Raw genomic sequence first — 17,879 nt, 5'->3', positions numbered from 1 at the left:
ACGCATGAGCAGGCTGGGCAACAGCCTCTACGAGGGTGACGTCTCGATCGACTTCGTCGGTCGCAAGTGGCTCTGGTACGCCATCTCGGGCGTGATCGTGCTGCTGGCGATCATCGGCCTGAGCACCAAGGGCCTCAACTTCGGCATCGAGTTCAAGGGCGGCGTCGAGTACACCGTCAGCCTCCCGGCCAACCAGGTCACCCAGGGCAACGTCGACAAGATCCGCACCGCGGTGGCCGACACCGGCATCGAGCAGGCCAAGTCGCCGACGGTGAACACCTCGGGCCAGTCGATCCGCGTCCAGACCGAGCAGCTGAGCAACACCGACGCGCAGACCGTGACCACGGCCATCGCCAAGGCCACCGGCGTCAACGCCGACCAGGCGATCTCGGCCTCCGACGTCGGCGCGAGCTGGGGCTCCCAGGTCGCCAACCGGGCCCTGACCGGCCTCGGCGTCTTCCTGGTCCTGGTGGTGCTCTTCATCTGGGCCTACTTCCGCGAGTGGAAGATGTCGGTCGCGGCGATCGTGGCGCTGGCCCACGACATCGTGATCACCGTCGGCGTCTACGCGCTCTCGGGCTTCGAGGTCACGCCGGCGACGGTCACCGGCCTGCTGACCATCCTCGGCTTCTCGCTCTACGACACGGTCGTGGTCTTCGACAAGGTCAAGGAGAACACCCGGTCGACCAAGGGCAGCCGCAGGACGTACGCCGAGCAGGCCAACCTCGCGATCAACCAGACGCTGGTGCGCTCGATCAACACCTCGATCGTCGCGCTGCTGCCGGTGGCGGCGATCCTCTACGTCGGCGTGGCCACCCTCGGCTCCGGCGCCCTGAAGGACCTCGCCCTGTCGCTGTTCGTCGGCATGGCCGCCGGTGCCTACTCCTCGATCTTCATCGCCACGCCGCTCGCGGTGCAGCTGAAGTCGAGCGAGAAGGACATCACCGCCTCCGACGCGCGGGCCCGCGCCCGCCAGCGTCGCGACGTCGACCGTTACGCCGAGGTGCCGACGTTCCACGACGGCATGCCGGTCAGCGACCGCCCCGCCGAGCTCGAGGACGACGAGGACACGCTCGAGGTGCGCGACGAGGACCGTGCCGCGGCCTCCCCGGTGCGGGCCCCCGCCCGCCGTCCCGAGGCGTCCGGCTCGGGACGCACCGTCCCCGACGCCAAGGCACCCCTGCGCGAGGGCGGGTCGTCGCGACGCACCCAGCCCAGCCGGCAGCCGCGCTCCAAGCGCGGCAAGTGACCGACCACCACCCGCCCCGAACGACCGGCCCCGAGAGGCACCCGTGACCCAGGCCCCGCTCAGCGAGCGCATCGACTCCCTCGTGCGCGACGTGCAGGACTTCCCCAAGGCGGGGGTGACCTTCAAGGACATCACCCCGCTGCTCGACGACCACAGCACGTTCACCGCCGTCGTCGAGGCGCTCGCCGCCGCCGGTCGTGACGAGCAGGGCAACGTCGTGGTCGACAAGGTCGTCGGCATGGAGGCGCGCGGGTTCATCCTGGCCGCCCCGGTCGCCCTCCACCTCGGCGTCGGCTTCGTGCCCGTGCGCAAGCCCGGCAAGCTGCCCTGGGAGACCCGGGCCGTCGCCTACGAGCTGGAGTACGGCCAGGAGACCCTCGAGATGCACGTCGACGCGCTCGACGAGGGCGACCGCGTGCTCGTCATCGACGACGTGCTGGCCACCGGTGGCACCGCGCGCGCCACCGTCCAGCTCGTGGAGCAGGGTGGCGGGGTGGTGCACGGGCTCGGGGTGCTGATGGAGCTCAGCTTCCTGCCCGGTCGCGAGACGGTCGGCGACCTGCCGCTGACCGTCCTGCACACCGTCTGAGGCGGTCGGTCACGGGGCCTTCCCGGGTCCGCCTAGACTCTGCTGAAGTGCCGATGCGTGGAGGGGAGTGGCCGTGGCCGAGGACCACCTCGTGACGGACGCGCTCTCCGAGCCCGCAGCCACGACGCCTCCCGCCCGTGAGCAGCAGGCCGACGGCGTCACCACCGGTGACGCCCGCACGCGTGCCGACGCTCCCCGCCAGGCCGCTGCCCGTCGCGCCGAGCTCGATGCTGCCGCCGCGGGCACCAACCCGACCGGCGTACGGGCCGACAACGCGCCGCTGGGCGGTGCGACGGCGATGCCCGAGCGCCCACCGGTCACCGGCCGCGGCGTACGCGCCCGGCTCGCGCGGATCGGCACCCGGGGGCAGAACGGCAACCCGGTGCTGGAGCCGCTGTTCCGCACCGTGCGCGCGAACCACCCCAAGGCCGACCTGGCCCTGCTGGAGCGGGCCTACGACACGGCCGAGAAGTTCCACCGCGGGCAGATGCGCAAGAGCGGCGACCCCTACATCACCCACCCGCTCGCGGTCACGACCATCCTGGCCGACATCGGCATGACCGAGCCGACGCTGGTCGCCGCGCTCCTGCACGACACGGTCGAGGACACGCCGTACACCCTGGACCAGCTGCGCCGGGACTTCGGCGACGAGGTCGCACTGCTGGTCGACGGCGTCACCAAGCTCGACAAGGTGAAGTACGGCGACTCCGCGCAGGCCGAGACGATCCGCAAGATGATCGTCGCGATGAGCAAGGACATCCGGGTCCTGGTCATCAAGCTCGCCGACCGGCTGCACAACATGCGCACGCTGCGCTACGTCAAGCAGGAGACCCAGGAGCGCAAGTCGCGCGAGACCCTGGAGATCTACGCCCCGCTGGCCCACCGCCTCGGCATGAACACGCTGAAGTGGGAGCTGGAGGACCTCGCCTTCGCGACCATGCACCCCAAGATCTACGACGAGATCGTGCGGCTGGTCGCCGAGCGGGCGCCCTCGCGCGACCAGTTCCTGGCCGAGGTGATCAACCAGGTCGAGCGGGACCTGCGCACCTCGCGGATCAACGCGCGCGTGACCGGTCGGCCCAAGCACTACTACTCGATCTACCAGAAGATGATCCACGGGGGCCGCGAGTTCTCCGACATCTACGACCTGGTCGGCATCCGCATCCTGGTCGACAGCGACCCCGAGTGCTACGGCGTCCTCGGGGTGCTGCACAACCGCTGGAACCCCCTGCCCGGGCGGTTCAAGGACTACGTCGCGATGCCCAAGTTCAACATGTACCAGTCGCTGCACACCACCGTGATCGGTCCCTCCGGCAAGCCGGTCGAGATGCAGATCCGCACCTTCGGGATGCACCGTCGCGCGGAGTACGGCGTCGCGGCGCACTGGAAGTACAAGGAGGACGTGCGCGCCGGCACCGAGGGCCGCGCCACCGACGCCGACAACGACATGCAGTGGCTGCGCCAGCTGCTGGACTGGCAGAACGAGGTCGAGGACCCGGGCGAGTTCCTGGACTCGCTGCGCTTCGAGATCAACTCCGCCGAGGTGTTCGTCTTCACCCCGCGCGGCGACGTCATCGGGCTGCCGATCGGGTCGACGCCGGTCGACTTCGCCTACTCCATCCACACCGAGGTCGGGCACCACACCATCGGCGCCCGGGTCAACGGGCGGCTGGTCCCGCTGGAGTCGGTGCTCGAGCACGGCGACGTCGTCGAGGTCTTCACCTCCAAGTCGCCCAACGCCGGGCCGACCCGCGACTGGCTGACCTTCGTGAAGTCACCCCGCGCGCGCAGCAAGATCCGGCACTGGTTCACCAAGGAGCGCCGCGAGGAGGCCATCGAGCAGGGCAAGGAGCAGATCGGCCGGCTGCTGCGCAAGGAGGGGCTGCCCCTCAAGCGCGTGATGACCCACGAGTCGCTCACCCAGGTGGCCCAGGAGCTCAAGCTCGCCGACGTCTCCTCGCTCTACGCCGCCGTGGGGGAGGGCAACCTGGGCGCCCAGACGGTGGTGCGCAAGGTCGTCGAGGTCTCCGGTGGCAGCGACGGCGCGGCCGAGGACCTGGCCGAGGCCGTCACGATCACCCGTCCGCGTCGCCGCGGCGCCGCGGGTCAGGACTCCGGCATCGTGGTCAAGGGCGCCACCGACGTGCTGGTCAAGCTCGCGCGGTGCTGCACCCCGGTGCCCGGCGACGAGATCCTCGGCTTCGTCACCCGCGGCGACGGCATCTCGGTGCACCGCCGCGACTGCACCAACGCCGCCTCCCTGCTCAGCCAGCCCGAGCGCCTCGCCGAGGTGGCGTGGGCACCCAGCTCGCAGTCGACGTTCCTGGTGCAGATCATGGTCGAGGCCCTCGACCGCGCCCGCCTGCTCTCCGACATCACCATGGTGCTCTCGGACCAGCACGTGAACATCCTGTCCGCGAGCCTGACCACCGGCCGCGACCGCGTGGCCAAGAGCAAGTTCTCCTTCGAGATGGGCGACCCCAAGCACCTCGGCGCGATCCTCAAGTCCGTCCGCCAGGTCGACGGGGTCTTCGACGCCTACCGCGTCACCCACTGACCCGGCGTACGCCGAGAGGGGGGTCCCCGCGCGCCCCGGCCCGCCGAGAGGGGAACCCCCTGCAGGGTTGCTGAGAGGGGAATCCCAGCACGCAGTGAGGTGCCGACCGGGGGATCCCAGCACGCAGTGACGTGTCGACCGGGGGATCCGTGAACGACCGGCGGGGTGCAATTCCCCGCTCGGCGGCGTACGGCGTGCTGCGATGCCCCGGTGGGCGGCGTACGGCGTGCTGCGATGCCCCGGTCGGCGGGGTACGGCGTGTTGCCATGCCCCTCTCTTGGCGGGGGTGGGGAATCTCCCTGGCCCGGCTGCGGCCGGGGGAGTCCCCTCTGATCCCGGTGGGTCAGCTGAAGTCGGAGGCGGCGCGCTCGGCCATCTCCAGGAACTGCCGGCGCGACGCCAGGTCGTTCTCGAGGCGCTGGGCGCGCTTGTCGTCGCCGCCGGAGCGGGCCTTCTCCAGGTCGGTCTCGAGGTCGGCGATGCCGCGGCGCAGCTGGCTCAGCACGTCGTCGGCGCGGGCCGACTTCTCGGGGTCGCTGCGCTTCCAGCGGTCGTCCTCGACCTTGCGGATCGCCTCCTCGACCTTGCGGATGCGCGCCTCGAGGGGCTTGATCTGGTCGCGCGGCACCTTGCCGGCGGCGTCCCAGCGGTCGGCGATGTCGCGGAAGAGCCGCTTGGCGGTGTCCAGGTCCTTGACGGGCAGCAGGGCCTCGGCCTCGACGAGGATCTCGCGCTTCTTCTCCGCGTTGCCCTCGAACTCCTTGTCCTGCTCGGCGTTCGCGGCGTCACGGGCCCCGAAGAACACGTCCTGGGCGCCGCGGAAGCGCTGCCACAGCTTCTCCTCGACGTCGCGGGGAGCCGAGCCGGCGGCCTTCCAGTCCTGCATCAGCTGGCGGTAGCGCAGCGAGGTGGGGCCCCACTCGGTCGAGGTGCTCAGCTGCTCGGCCTCCTTCAGGAGCCGCTCCTTGACCGCCTTGGCGCCCTCGCGCTGCTCGTTGAGCTCGGAGAAGTGCGACTTGCGACGACGGGTGTACGCCGTGCGGGCGCCGGAGAACCGGTGCCACAGCTCGTCGTCCTTCTTCTTCTCCAGCCGGGGGAGTGCCTTCCACTCCTCGAGCAGGTCGCGCAGCCGGTTCACGCCGTTGCGCCAGTCCTTGCCCTGGGAGATCGACTCGGCCTCCTCCACGATCTGGGTCTTGCGGCCCAGCGACTCCTGCATCCGCTTGGCCTTCTCGTCGCGGCGCTTGCCGCGCTGCTCCGAGATCAGCGGGGCGAGGGCGCCGAGGCGGTCGTGGAGCCCGACCAGGTCGCCGACCGCGTTGGCCTCCTGGACCTGGCCGTCGACGCGCTTGACCGACTCGGCGGCCTCCTCGGGGGAGAGCGCCTCGTTGCGGACCCGCTGCTCGAGCAGCTGGACCTCGAAGGCGAGCGCGTCGTAGCGGTTGGTGAAGAAGGCCAGCGCCTGCTCGGGGGTGCCCTGGGCGAGCTGGCCGACGGTGCGCTCGCCGTCGGCGGTGCGGACGTGGACGGTCCCGTCGGCGTCGGCGCGGCCCCACCGGACCGACACCCCGCCGTCCGGCTCCTGGGTCACGGGGCCCTGGTCGACCGAGATCGGGGGCGTCGGGTCGGAGGCGGCCGGGGCCGGTGCGGCCGGGGCTGCCCGGGGCGGGCGGGGAGCCGCGGGACGCGGGACCGGACGAGGCCGCGCGGTCGCCGGGGTCGGGGCGGCCGGGGCGTCAGCAGCGGGAGCGACCTCGGGAACCTCGGGAGCCTCGGTCTGGGGAGCGCTGTCCTCGGGGACCTGGGGTGCGTCCGACTCCGGGCCGACGGCCCCGGAGGAGGGAGACTCGGGGGCGGCGCCGGTGGAGGCCGTCTCGTCGGGGGCCGCGCCGGTCTCGCTCGAGGCGGCGGGGTCCTGCTCGTCGACGGGGGAGTTGCCGTGCGCGGTCACGTGGCTGCACCTGTTTCTGCGTCGGTAGGGGGAAGCGGGCCGGCCCGGGGCCGACCGGGGTTCATCGTAGCCATGCCGGGCCACCCCGCCCGGGACAGTAGGCTTGCTCAGTCCCCGACCCCGGGACGCGACCCCTGATCCACTCCCGAACCAGGAGACGAACACGTGCTGATCGCAGGCTTCCCGGCCGGGCCGTGGGGCACCAACTGCTACGTCGCGGCGACCGGCCCCGGCGCGGAGTGCGTGGTGATCGACCCCGGCAAGGACGCGGCCCCCGGCGTGGCCGACGTGGTGCGCGAGCACCGCCTCAAGCCGGTCGCCGTGCTGGTCACCCACGGGCACGTGGACCACATGTGGTGCGTGGCCCCCGTCGCCGGGACGTACGACGCCACCGCCTGGATCCACCCGCGCGACCGGCACCTGCTGGCGAACCCGATGGCGGGGATGTCGGCGGAGACCACCTCGATGTTGCTCGGGGGCAGGTACGAGTTCGCCGAGCCCGACCGTGTCGAGGAGCTCACCGACCTCCAGACCCTCGAGCTCGCCGGCCTGTCGTTCGTGGTCGACCACACCCCGGGCCACACCGAGGGATCGGTCACCTTCCGGACGCCGTACGACGACCAGCCCGACGTCGCCGAGATCATGTTCTCCGGCGACCTGCTCTTCGCCGGCTCCATCGGCCGCACCGACCTGCCCGGCGGGGACCACCCCACGATGCTGCGCAGCCTGCGCGAGAAGGTCCTGACGCTGCGCGACGACGTCGTCGTGCTGCCGGGCCACGGCGAGCAGACCAGCATCGCCCGCGAGCGCGCCACCAACCCCTACCTGCTCGAGCTGCTCGACGAGAGCGGCCCGTCGAGCCCCGTCACGCGAGGTCTGTAGTCCCATGAGCAAGCCCACCCCGCTCAGCGGGTTCCCCGAGCTGCTGCCCGCCCAGCGCGTGGTCGAGCAGCAGGTCGTCGCGCGGCTCGTCGAGACCTTCGAGCTGCACGGCTTCTCCGGCGTCGAGACCCGCGCCGTGGAGCCGCTGGACCAGCTGCTGCGCAAGGGCGAGACCTCCAAGGAGGTCTACGTCCTGCGACGCATCCACGACACCGGCCAGGACGAGGTCGACCCCGCCAAGCAGCTCGGCCTGCACTTCGACCTGACGGTCCCCTTCGCGCGCTACGTGCTGGAGAACGCCGGCAAGCTGGACTTCCCGTTCCGTCGCTACCAGGTGCAGAAGGTCTGGCGCGGCGAGCGCCCCCAGGAGGGCCGCTTCCGCGAGTTCACCCAGGCCGACATCGACGTGATCGGCCGCGACACCCTCGCCTTCCACCACGACGTCGAGGTGGCGCGGGTGATGCTCTCGGCGATGGGACGCCTGGCCGACCCCCAGCTGCTGGGCCTGCCGGGCTTCCGGCTCCAGGTGAACAACCGCAAGCTGATCCAGGGCTTCTACGCCGGCCTCGGCGCCACCGACGTCGAGGCCGTCATGCGGGTGGTCGACAAGCTCGACAAGCTCCCCGCCGAGCGGGTGCACGCCCTCCTGGTCGCCGACGCCGGGCTCGACGCCGGGCAGGCCGACCGCTGCCTGGAGCTGGCGACCATCTGCACGCCCGACACCTCCTTCGTGGAGCGGGTGCGCGCCCTCGGCGTCGAGCACGAGCTGCTCGAGGAGGGCCTGGCCGAGCTGGCCGCGGTCGTCGCGGGCTGCGCGCCGCTGGTCACCGACCGCGTCGAGATCGTCGCCGACCTGTCCATCGCCCGGGGCCTGGACTACTACACCGGCACCGTCTTCGAGACCCGCCTGCACGGCCACGAGTCGCTCGGCTCGATCTGCTCGGGCGGCCGCTACGACTCCCTGGCGAGCGACGGCCGCACGACGTACCCCGGCGTGGGCATCTCCCTGGGCGTCAGCCGCCTGCTGGTGCCCCTGCTCTCGCGCGGCACCCTGGTGGCCGACCGGTCGGTGCCGAGCGCCGTCCTGGTCGCCGTCACCGACGAGGAGAGCCGCGCGACCAGCGACGCCGCCGCCGAGCAGCTCCGCGGCAACGGCGTACCGTGCGAGGTGGCGCCCACCGCGGCCAAGTTCGGCAAGCAGATCAAGTACGCCGAGCGGCGCGGGATCCCCTTCGTCCTCTTCCCGTCGGGGACCGACCAGCCCCACGAGATCAAGGACATCCGCACCGGCGACCAGTCGCCGGTCGACCTCACGACCTGGACACCGCCGGTGGAGGACCTCCGCCCGCGCGTCCGCAGCAACGAACAGGAGCAGCAGTGATCCGCACCCACGACGCCGGCACCCTCCGGGCCGAGCACGTCGACACCGTCGTCACCCTCGCCGGGTGGGTGGCGCGCCGCCGCGACCACGGCGGCGTGGCCTTCATCGACCTGCGCGAGGCCAGCGGCGTCGTGCAGGTGGTGATCCGCGACGAGGCGGTCGCCCACCAGCTGCGCAGCGAGTACTGCCTCAAGGTCACCGGCACCGTCGGCCTGCGCCCCGAGGGCAACCAGAACCCGCAGCTGCCCACCGGCGAGATCGAGGTCGTCGCCTCCGAGGTCGAGGTGCTCAGCGCCGCCGCACCGCTGCCCTTCCCGATCGACGACACCGCGACCGGCGGCGGCGAGGTGGGGGAGGAGGCGCGCCTGCGCCACCGCTACCTCGACCTGCGGCGCAGCGGCCCGGCCGCCGCCCTGCGCCTGCGCAGCAAGGTCAACAAGGCCGTGCGCGACACGATGGACGCGCACGCCTTCGTCGAGGTGGAGACCCCGACCCTGACGCGCTCGACCCCCGAGGGGGCGCGTGACTTCCTGGTGCCGGCCCGCCTGCAGCCGGGCAGCTGGTACGCCCTCCCGCAGAGCCCGCAGCTGTTCAAGCAGCTGCTGATGGTCGCCGGCCTCGAGCGCTACTACCAGATCGCGCGCTGCTACCGCGACGAGGACTTCCGCGCCGACCGGCAGCCGGAGTTCACCCAGCTCGACATCGAGATGAGCTTCGTCGACCAGGACGACGTGATGGCCCTGATGGAGGACGTCCTGGCCGCGATGTGGGCCACGATCGACGTCGAGATCCCCCGGCCGATCCCGCGGATGACGTACGCCGAGGCGATGCGCCGCTTCGGCTCCGACAAGCCGGACCTGCGGATGGGCCTGGAGCTGGTCGAGTGCACCGACTTCTTCGCCCAGACGCCGTTCCGGGTCTTCCAGAGCGACTACGTCGGTGCCGTGGTCATGCCCGGTGGCGCCGGCCAGCCCCGCAAGCAGCTCGACGCCTGGCAGGAGTGGGCCAAGCAGCGCGGCGCCCGCGGGCTTGCCTACCTCCTGGTCAAGGAGGACGGCGAGCTGACCGGCCCGGTGGCCAAGAACATCTCCGAGGACGAGCGCGCCGGCATCGCCGCCCACGTGGGGGCCCAGCCGGGCGACTGCATCTTCTTCGCGGCCGGCGCGGCCAAGCCCAGCCGGGCCCTGCTCGGCGCGGCCCGCCTGGAGATCGGCCGCCGCGGCGGCCTGATCGACGAGAGCGCCTTCGCCTTCACCTGGGTCGTGGACGCGCCCATGTTCGAGCCCAGCTCCGACGCGGTCGCCAGCGGTGACGTCGCCGTGGGGGCGGGCGCCTGGACGGCCGTGCACCACGCCTTCACCGGTCCCAAGCCGGAGTACGCCGACACCTTCGACACCGACCCCGGCAGCGCCCTGGCCTACGCCTACGACATCGTCTGCAACGGCAGCGAGCTCGGCGGCGGCTCGATCCGGATCCACCGCGAGGACGTGCAGAAGCGCGTCTTCGCCGTGATGGGCCTGACCGAGGACGAGGCGCAGGAGAAGTTCGGCTTCCTGCTTGACGCCTTCAAGTTCGGCGCGCCGCCCCACGGCGGGATCGCGGTCGGCATGGACCGGATCGTGGCCATGCTCGCCGGCGCCGAGTCGATCCGCGAGGTGATCGCGTTCCCCAAGTCCGGGGGCGGCTACGACCCGCTCACCCAGGCGCCGGCCCCGATCACGCCGCAGCAGCGCAAGGAGGCCGGTGTGGACGGCCCCGAGCCGAAGAAGGTCCCGTCTCCCGCCGACGTCTGAGGAAGACCGTCGGTCGATGTCCGACACGTCTCGGATAGGTAACGAATGCCCAGTCCGGGGTGGCTCGCGTTGAGCGACCCGGGTCACGTTCTTAGGGTGAGGCGGTCCGGCCGCCGGTCGGGACTCGAGGAGGAAACAGATGAAGAACACAAAGCGCCGGGGGCTCGCGGCTGTCGCCGCGGCGTCGGTGACCGTGCTGATCGCCGCCGGGTGCGGCGTCGGTGGCTCAGGCGGGTCGGGTTCGTCGTCCGACAGCGGCGCTGGCACGCCGGTCAAGGGCGGCACCCTGAACATGCTCGGCGTCGGTGACGTCGACTACATGGACCCCAACGTCTCCTACTACTCCGGCGGCTACCTCGGGCTGCGCCTGTGGAGCCGTCAGCTCTTCACGTTCCCGGCCAAGAAGGGCCAGACCGACAAGCCCTACGCCGACCTGGCCACCGAGATCCCCAGCACGAGCAACGGCGGGATCAGCAAGGACGGCAAGACCTACACGATCAAGCTGCGCTCGGGCGTGAAGTGGAACACCTCCCCCGAGCGTGCGGTCACCGCCGAGGACGTCGTCCGCGGCGTCAAGCGCACCTGCAACCCGATCCAGCCCTTCGGTGGCACGCCCGACTTCGCCAACCTGATCGACGGGTACTCCAAGTTCTGCGCCGACTTCGCCGCGCCGTACGCCAAGAAGGGCGCCAAGCCGGCGACCGCGGCCGACGTGGAGAAGTACATCGAGGGCACCGACCTGCCCGGCGTGGTGGCCAAGGACGCGAGCACCGTGGTCTTCAAGCTGACCCAGCCGGCGTCGTACATGGTCGACATGCTGACCCTCCCGGCCTTCTCGCCGGCCCCCAAGGAGGTGCTGAAGTACGCCCCGGGCAGCACCAAGCTGGGCCAGAACCAGATCTCCGACGGCCCTTACAAGATCGACGACTACCAGCCGACCAAGTCGATCTCGTTCTCCCGCAACCCCGCGTGGGACCCCTCGACGGACCCGATCCGCAAGGCCTACGTCAACAAGGTCGAGGTCAACGAGACCGGTCAGCAGGAGAACATCCAGCAGCAGCTGGAGGCCAACACCAAGGAAGCCGACATGGCGTGGGACACCTTCCCGCCGCCCACCGCGGTTCCCGGCCTGGTCAAGAAGAAGGACCCGAACCTGAACATCGGTGAGACGTCCTCGACCAACCCCTACGTGATCTACAACCTGCAGTCGCCCAACGCCAACAAGGCGATGCAGAACGTGAAGTTCCGTCAGGGCCTCTCCTACGCCCTGGACCGCGACAACCTGGTCCAGGTCCTCGGTGGCAAGGAGGTCAACACGCCGCTGAGCCACGTGCTGCCCGAGAACATCGACGGGTCGGAGAACTTCGACCTGTACCCGCACAGCACGTCCAAGGCCAAGGCGCTGTTCCAGCAGGCCGGCGTCAAGAGCGGCACCACCATCAAGGTGCTCTACCGCAACGAGTCCGAGGGCAGCACCAAGAGCTTCCAGACCATCCAGCAGGACCTGTCCAAGGTCGGGCTGAAGGTCGTCGGGGTCTCGGCCAGCAACGCGGACTTCTACACCAAGTACCTCCAGGACCCGTCGAAGGCCAAGTCCGGCGTCTGGGACCTGTCGCTCGGTGGTTGGGGCTCGGACTGGTACGGCAACGCCGCCCTGTCCTTCTTCGCCCCGCTGTTCTCGGGGGCCCCGTCGTTCCCGCCGAACGGTTCCAACTACGGTCTCTACGACGACAGCGCCACCAACGCGCTGATCAAGAAGGCCTCGACGGCCCTGACCCAGGCGGACTCGGACAAGCTCTGGGCCGAGGCCGACAAGGCGGTCATGAAGAACGCCGCGTTCTTCCCGATCACCCAGCCCAAGACCGCGAACTACCACGCGGAGCACGTCCACAACGCCATCTACATCGAGGCGTTCCAGCAGTTCGACCCGGCCAACGTCTGGATCGACAAGAGCTACCAGGAGTGATGTAGATGGCCCTCCTCGAAGTCGACGACCTCAAGGTCTCCTTCAAGACCGATGACGGAGTCGTCCAAGCCGTACGAGGCGTCTCCTTCGAGGTGGACCGTGGCAAGACCCTCGGCATCGTGGGTGAGTCCGGCAGCGGCAAGAGCGTCTCGACGCAGACGCTGACCGGACTCACCCGCGGTGCCCAGGTCAGCGGTCAGGCCAGGTTCGACGGTGTCGACCTGCTGACCGCCACCGACAAGCAGCTGCGGGCGATCCGCGGCGTGCGGATCGGGATGATCTTCCAGGACCCGCTGACCAGCCTCCACCCGGCGTACTCCGTGGGGTGGCAGATCGTGGAGATGATCCGCTCCCACAAGAAGGACGTCAGCAAGAAGGCCGCCAAGGAGCGCGCCGTCGAGCTGCTCGGTCTCGTGGGGATCCCCAAGCCGCGCCAGCGGGTGGACGACTACCCGCACCAGTTCTCCGGCGGCATGCGCCAGCGCGTGATGATCGCGATGGCGATGGCGCTCAACCCCGACCTGCTGATCGCCGACGAGCCGACCACCGCGCTCGACGTGACGGTCCAGGCCCAGGTGCTCGACGTGATGCGCCGGCTCCAGGAGGAGTTCGGCACCGCGATCGTGCTGATCACCCACGACCTCGGGGTCGTGGCCGAGATGGCCGACGACGTCGTGGTGATGTACGCCGGTCGCGTGGCCGAGCGGGCCTCGCGCCGCGACACCTTCTACGCCAACCACCACCCCTACACCGAGGGGCTGCTGGCCTCGCTGCCGCGCCGCGACAGCATCGGCGAGCGGCTGCTGCCGATCAAGGGCGCGCCGCCCAGCCTGATCAACCTGCCCGCGGGGTGCCCGTTCGCCCCCCGGTGCCCCTACGCCTTCGCCCGCTGCCGGGAGGAGACCCCCGAGCTGCTCGAGGTCTTCCGCACGCCCGGGCACGACTCGGCGTGCTTCCTGCCCGGGCACCGCGAGGAGCGCGAGCAGCTGCGCACCGAGCTGCGGGCCTCCCTGCTCGCCACGGACGAGAACGAAGGAGTCGCATGACCTCCGCAGCCCCGGCTGCCACGCCCCTGCTGCGTGCGAGCAACGTCAAGAAGCACTTCCCCGTGAGCAGCAACCGGCTGCTCGGCGGCGGCAAGGACACCCTCAAGGCCGTCGACGACGTCAGCCTCGAGGTCTACCCGGGGGAGACCCTGGGACTGGTGGGGGAGACCGGCTGCGGCAAGTCGACCCTGGCCCGGTGCCTGACCCGTCTCTACGACCTCACCGACGGCACCGTCGAGTTCGACGGCACCGACATCAGCACGCTGTCGCGCCGCGAGATGCGCCCGCTGCGCCGCGAGATGCAGATGGTCTTCCAGGACCCCTACGGCTCGCTGAACCCCCGGCGCCGGGTGGGCTCGATCATCGGCGACGCCTTCCGCATCCACAAGATCGACGACAAGGGCGGCCAGAAGCGGCGGGTCCAGGAGCTGATGGAGCTCGTGGGGCTCAACCCCGAGCACTACAACCGGTTCCCGGCCGAGTTCTCCGGCGGCCAGCGCCAGCGGATCGGCGTGGCCCGCGCCCTGGCGCTGAAGCCCAAGATCATCGTGTGCGACGAGCCGGTCTCGGCCCTCGACGTCTCGATCCAGGCGCAGGTGCTCAACCTGCTCGACGACCTCCAGAAGGAGTTCGGCCTGACCTACATCTTCATCAGCCACGACCTGTCGGTGGTGCGCCACGTCAGCGACCGGATCGCGGTGATGTACCTCGGCAAGGTGGTCGAGACCGCCCCGGCCAACGAGCTGTTCGACAACAGCCGGCACCCCTACACCCGGGCGCTGCTCTCCGCGCTCCCGCCGGCCGACCCGGACGCCGCCGAGGCGCGCGAGCGGATCGTGCTCGCCGGTGACATCCCCTCGCCGATCTTCCCGCCGACCGGGTGCCGGTTCCACCCGCGCTGCCCCAAGGCCCAGCGCGACTGCGTCGAGACCGTCCCGCTCCAGGTGTCCTTCCCCGGTGACGCCGACACCCACCTCCACGCGTGCCTGCACCCGATGACGCCGGAGCAGAAGCTCACCGACTTCAAGCCGCAGATCGAGGACACCGAGGTGGTCCGGGTGGACGGCGTGGCCACCACGGTCCCCGGCGGCCCCGAGAACGAGGAGGCCGCGCGATGAGCGTCGACGAGTCCGCCCCCCGCACCACCCCCGAGCCCCCGGAGGCCGCGAAGCCGGCCGCGATCAAGGGCCGCGGCCCCTGGGAGCTGGCCTGGCGGCGGCTGCGCCGCGACAAGGTCGCGATGATCTCGCTGCTCTTCATCGTCCTGATCGTGCTGCTCGCGATCTTCGCCCCGCTCGTCGCCGCGATCACCGGTCACTCCCCGAACACCCAGTACCGCCAGACGGGTCTGGACGAGAGCGGCCTGCCGGTGGGCCCCAACGGCACCTTCTGGTTCGGCACCGACGACCTGGGCCGCGACATCCTGGTCCGGATCGCCTACGGCGCCCGGGTCTCGCTCGGCGTCGGCGTCGTCGCCACCCTGCTGACCGTCGCCGTCGGCACCGCGGTCGGCATCACGGCCGGCTACTTCGGCGGCTGGGTCGACACCGTGCTGGCCCGCCTGGTCGACGTCGTCCTGTCGGTGCCGTTCCTGCTGGTCGCGATCTCGCTGGTCTCGATCTTCAGCCCCAGCCTGACCATCTCGGTCCTGGTGATCGGCTTCTTCAGCTGGGCCTCGGTGGCCCGGATCGTGCGCGGTCAGGTGCTCTCGCTCAAGGAGCGCGAGTTCGTGGAGGGCGCCCGGTCGCTGGGAGCGAGCAACACCCGGATCATGGTCGTCGACATCCTGCCCAACGTGCTGGCCCCGGTGATCATCTACGCGAGCCTGCTGGTGCCCGTCGTCATCCTGACCCAGGCGGCGCTGTCGTTCCTGGGGCTGGGCATCCAGCCGCCGACCCCCGACTGGGGCGGCATGATCAGCAGCTCCCAGGGCGTCTACCAGGAGGCCTGGTGGTACCTCGCGTTCCCCAGCCTCGCCCTGGTGCTGACGACCCTGGCCTTCAACCTGCTCGGTGACGGCGTCCGCGACGCGGTCGACCCGCGCATCGACCGCATCCTGGCGAAGTGAGGACGAGTCCCTCGTGCTGAAGTTCCTGCTCAAGCGCATCCTCACCGGGATCCTGGTCATCTGGATCATCTCGGTGCTGGTCTTCGCGCTGTTCTTCCTGGTGCCCAACGACGTCGCCCGTCGGATGGCCGGCCACAACGCCACCCCCACCTCGATCCGGCTGATCGAGCAGCGGCTCGGGCTCAACGACCCGATCTGGGAGCAGTACCTCCGGTTCGCCGGCAACGCCCTTAAGGGCGACCTCGGCACCGACTACTACTTCCAGCTCCCGGTCACCCAGGTCATCGGCCAGGCGCTGCCGATCACGCTGTCGCTGGTCGTCGGCTCGGCCATCCTCTGGGTGGTGCTCGGCGTGGTCAGCGGGGTGGTGTCCGCCGTACGCCCCCGCAGCTTCGCCGACCGCAGCCTGACCGTGATCTCGCTGATCTTCTACTCGGTGCCGTCGTTCGTCCTCGGCCTGGGCCTGATCTACTTCCTGTACTACAAGCTCACGCTCGCGGGCTTCCAGATCTTCCCGCCCGGCGGCTACAAGCCGCTCTCGGCCGGGTTGAACCAGTGGGTCTTTCACCTGATCCTGCCGTGGATCACGCTGGCGATGATCTCGGCGGCGACGTACACCCGGCTCACCCGCGGGTCGATGCTCGAGGTCCTGGGCGAGGACTACATCAAGACCGCCCGGTCCAAGGGGATCTCCGAGCGCCGCGTGGTCTACCGCCACGCGCTGCGAAGCGCGCTGACGCCGGTCGTGACCCAGTTCGGCATCGACGTGGCCACGCTGATCGGCGGCGCGGTGCTGACCGAGACCGTGTTCAGCCTGCCGGGCATCGGCCGCACCTCGATCCAGGCCATCCGCAACCAGGACCTGCCGCTGATCCTGGGCATCGTGCTGGTCGCCTCGGTCGCGATCGTGATCGCCAACATCCTGGTCGACATCGCCTACGCCGTGCTCGACCCCCGCGTCCGGCTGGAGTGACCACCGGGTGAGCGACGGGCTCTTCACCTACGAGGGGGCCGACAGCGCTCCTGGGACCCCGGGTCCCGGGGGCGGCACGCTCTCGGGCAACGCGCATGCCTCGGCCCCGCTCGCGGTGCGGATGCGCCCACGGGTGCTGGAGGAGCTGGTCGGCCAGCAGCACCTGCTCGCCGCGGGGTCCCCGCTGCGCCGGCTGGTCGAGGGTGACCAGTCGATGGCGCTGCTCCTGTGGGGCCCGCCGGGCACCGGCAAGACCACCATCGCCTCGATCGTCTCCGGTGTCACCCACCGGCACTTCATCGAGGTGTCGGCCGTCTCCGCCGGGGTCAAGGAGGTGCGGGCGGCGATCGACACCGCCCGCAACCGCCTGGTCAGGACGGGCCAGGAGACGGTGCTGTTCGTCGACGAGGTGCACCGCTTCTCCAAGGCCCAGCAGGACGCGCTGCTGCCGGGTGTGGAGAACCGCTGGGTGACCCTGGTGGCGGCCACGACCGAGAACCCGTTCTTCTCGGTGATCTCCCCGCTGCTCTCGCGCTCGCTGCTGCTGACCCTGGAGCCGCTCACCGACGACGACGTGCGGGGCGTGATCGAGCGGGCCCTGGCCGACGAGCGCGGGCTCGGCGGGCGCGTGCGCCTGACCGACGACGCCCTGGACCACCTGGTCCGGCTCGCCGGCGGGGACGCGCGGCGGTCGCTGACCTACCTCGAGGCCGCGGCGGGAGCGGTGGTCCCGACGGGCGCGACCGACGAGGAGGGCGCGACCGACGAGGCGCCCGAGCCGGTGGAGGTCGACCTCGAGGCCTGCGAGCGGGCCGTCGACCGGGCGGCCGTGCGCTACGACCGGCAAGGCGACCAGCACTACGACGTGATCAGCGCGTTCATCAAGTCGATCCGGGGGTCGGACGCGGACGCGGCGCTGCACTACTACGCGCGGATGGTCGAGGCGGGGGAGGACCCCCGGTTCATCGCGCGCCGCCTGGTGGTGCTGGCCAGCGAGGACATCGGGCTGGCCGACCCCACCGCGCTGACGACGGCGGTCGCCGCGGCGCAGGCCGTGCAGCTGATCGGCATGCCCGAGGCCCGGCTCAACCTGGCCCAGGCCGTGATCGCGCTGGCCCTGGCCCCGAAGTCCAACGCGGTGATCAAGGCGGTGGACGCGGCCAGCGCCGACGTGCGCGCGGGCAAGATCGGGCCGGTGCCCTCCCACCTGCGCGACGCCCACTACGCGGGCTCGAAGAAGCTCGGTCACGGGAAGGGCTACCAGTACTCCCACGACGCGCCCTTCGGGATCGCCGAGCAGCAGTACGCCCCCGACGTGGTCGCCGACGCCACCTACTACGTCCCGACCTCGCTGGGTGCCGAGGGCGCGGTCAAGGAGCGCTGGGAGCGCATCCGGCGTCTCGTCCGGGGCAGGTAGGGTCGGA

Annotated in this window: 13 protein-coding genes; 12 read left to right on the top strand and 1 reads right to left on the bottom strand. The window is 70.8% G+C overall.

Annotated elements, in window-relative coordinates:
• The first annotated feature begins 4 nt into the window (after positions 1-4).
• From secF to ACYVDA_RS17065, 3 genes are all read left to right on the top strand, one after another.
• A complete protein-coding gene (gene secF / locus ACYVDA_RS17075) occupies positions 5-1,249 on the top strand; it encodes a protein translocase subunit SecF (RefSeq protein WP_460819649.1) in 1,245 nt (414 codons plus the stop codon).
• 43 nt (positions 1,250-1,292) lie between these two features.
• Positions 1,293-1,838 (top strand): adenine phosphoribosyltransferase, encoded by a 546-nt coding sequence (locus ACYVDA_RS17070; RefSeq protein ID WP_460819648.1) that lies wholly within the window; start codon positions 1,293-1,295, stop codon positions 1,836-1,838.
• Positions 1,839-2,136: 298 nt separating this feature from the next.
• Positions 2,137-4,395 (top strand): RelA/SpoT family protein, encoded by a 2,259-nt coding sequence (locus tag ACYVDA_RS17065; protein WP_460819836.1) that lies wholly within the window; start codon positions 2,137-2,139, stop codon positions 4,393-4,395.
• A 343-nt stretch (positions 4,396-4,738) separates the two neighbouring features.
• Here the strand turns inward: ACYVDA_RS17065 and ACYVDA_RS17060 are convergent, their stop codons facing one another.
• Positions 4,739-6,346 (bottom strand): DUF349 domain-containing protein, encoded by a 1,608-nt coding sequence (locus ACYVDA_RS17060; RefSeq protein ID WP_460819647.1) that lies wholly within the window; start codon positions 6,344-6,346, stop codon positions 4,739-4,741.
• Between the two features lie 165 nt (positions 6,347-6,511).
• On the opposite strand from ACYVDA_RS17060, the gene ACYVDA_RS17055 reads away from it, so the two are divergent.
• From ACYVDA_RS17055 to ACYVDA_RS17015, 9 genes are all read left to right on the top strand, one after another.
• Positions 6,512-7,228: an MBL fold metallo-hydrolase gene (locus tag ACYVDA_RS17055; RefSeq protein WP_460819646.1), complete on the top strand. Its 717-nt coding sequence runs from the start codon at positions 6,512-6,514 to the stop codon at positions 7,226-7,228.
• A gap of 4 nt (positions 7,229-7,232) precedes the next feature.
• Complete coding sequence (hisS, locus tag ACYVDA_RS17050) at positions 7,233-8,609, top strand: histidine--tRNA ligase (RefSeq protein ID WP_460819645.1); 1,377 nt, start codon at positions 7,233-7,235, stop codon at positions 8,607-8,609.
• The gene (aspS, locus tag ACYVDA_RS17045) at positions 8,606-10,402 is read left to right on the top strand and encodes an aspartate--tRNA ligase (RefSeq protein WP_460819644.1); all 1,797 of its coding nucleotides are present in this window, start codon (positions 8,606-8,608) and stop codon (positions 10,400-10,402) included. Before hisS ends, aspS begins: the two co-directional genes overlap by 4 nt.
• Before the next feature lie 139 nt (positions 10,403-10,541).
• Entirely contained in the window at positions 10,542-12,368 is a 1,827-nt protein-coding gene (locus ACYVDA_RS17040; protein WP_460819643.1) for an ABC transporter substrate-binding protein, read from the top strand.
• Positions 12,369-12,373: 5 nt separating this feature from the next.
• The gene (locus ACYVDA_RS17035; RefSeq protein ID WP_460819642.1) at positions 12,374-13,414 is read left to right on the top strand and encodes an ABC transporter ATP-binding protein; all 1,041 of its coding nucleotides are present in this window, start codon (positions 12,374-12,376) and stop codon (positions 13,412-13,414) included.
• On the top strand, positions 13,411-14,532 hold the full coding sequence (locus ACYVDA_RS17030) for an ABC transporter ATP-binding protein (protein ID WP_460819641.1): 1,122 nt from the start codon (positions 13,411-13,413) through the stop codon (positions 14,530-14,532). Before ACYVDA_RS17035 ends, ACYVDA_RS17030 begins: the two co-directional genes overlap by 4 nt.
• Positions 14,529-15,482 (top strand): ABC transporter permease, encoded by a 954-nt coding sequence (locus tag ACYVDA_RS17025; protein ID WP_460819640.1) that lies wholly within the window; start codon positions 14,529-14,531, stop codon positions 15,480-15,482. Before ACYVDA_RS17030 ends, ACYVDA_RS17025 begins: the two co-directional genes overlap by 4 nt.
• A gap of 13 nt (positions 15,483-15,495) precedes the next feature.
• The gene (locus ACYVDA_RS17020; protein ID WP_460819639.1) at positions 15,496-16,455 is read left to right on the top strand and encodes an ABC transporter permease; all 960 of its coding nucleotides are present in this window, start codon (positions 15,496-15,498) and stop codon (positions 16,453-16,455) included.
• A gap of 7 nt (positions 16,456-16,462) precedes the next feature.
• Positions 16,463-17,872 carry a replication-associated recombination protein A gene (locus tag ACYVDA_RS17015; RefSeq protein WP_460819638.1) on the top strand — a complete coding sequence of 470 codons (1,410 nt, stop codon included), beginning with the start codon at positions 16,463-16,465 and terminating at the stop codon, positions 17,870-17,872.
• Positions 17,873-17,879 lie beyond the last annotated feature (7 nt).

Source organism: Nocardioides korecus (assembly GCF_054778395.1).
The sequence above is the reverse complement of the archived record's forward strand: the minus strand, read 5'-3'. Positions and strand labels throughout refer to the sequence as shown.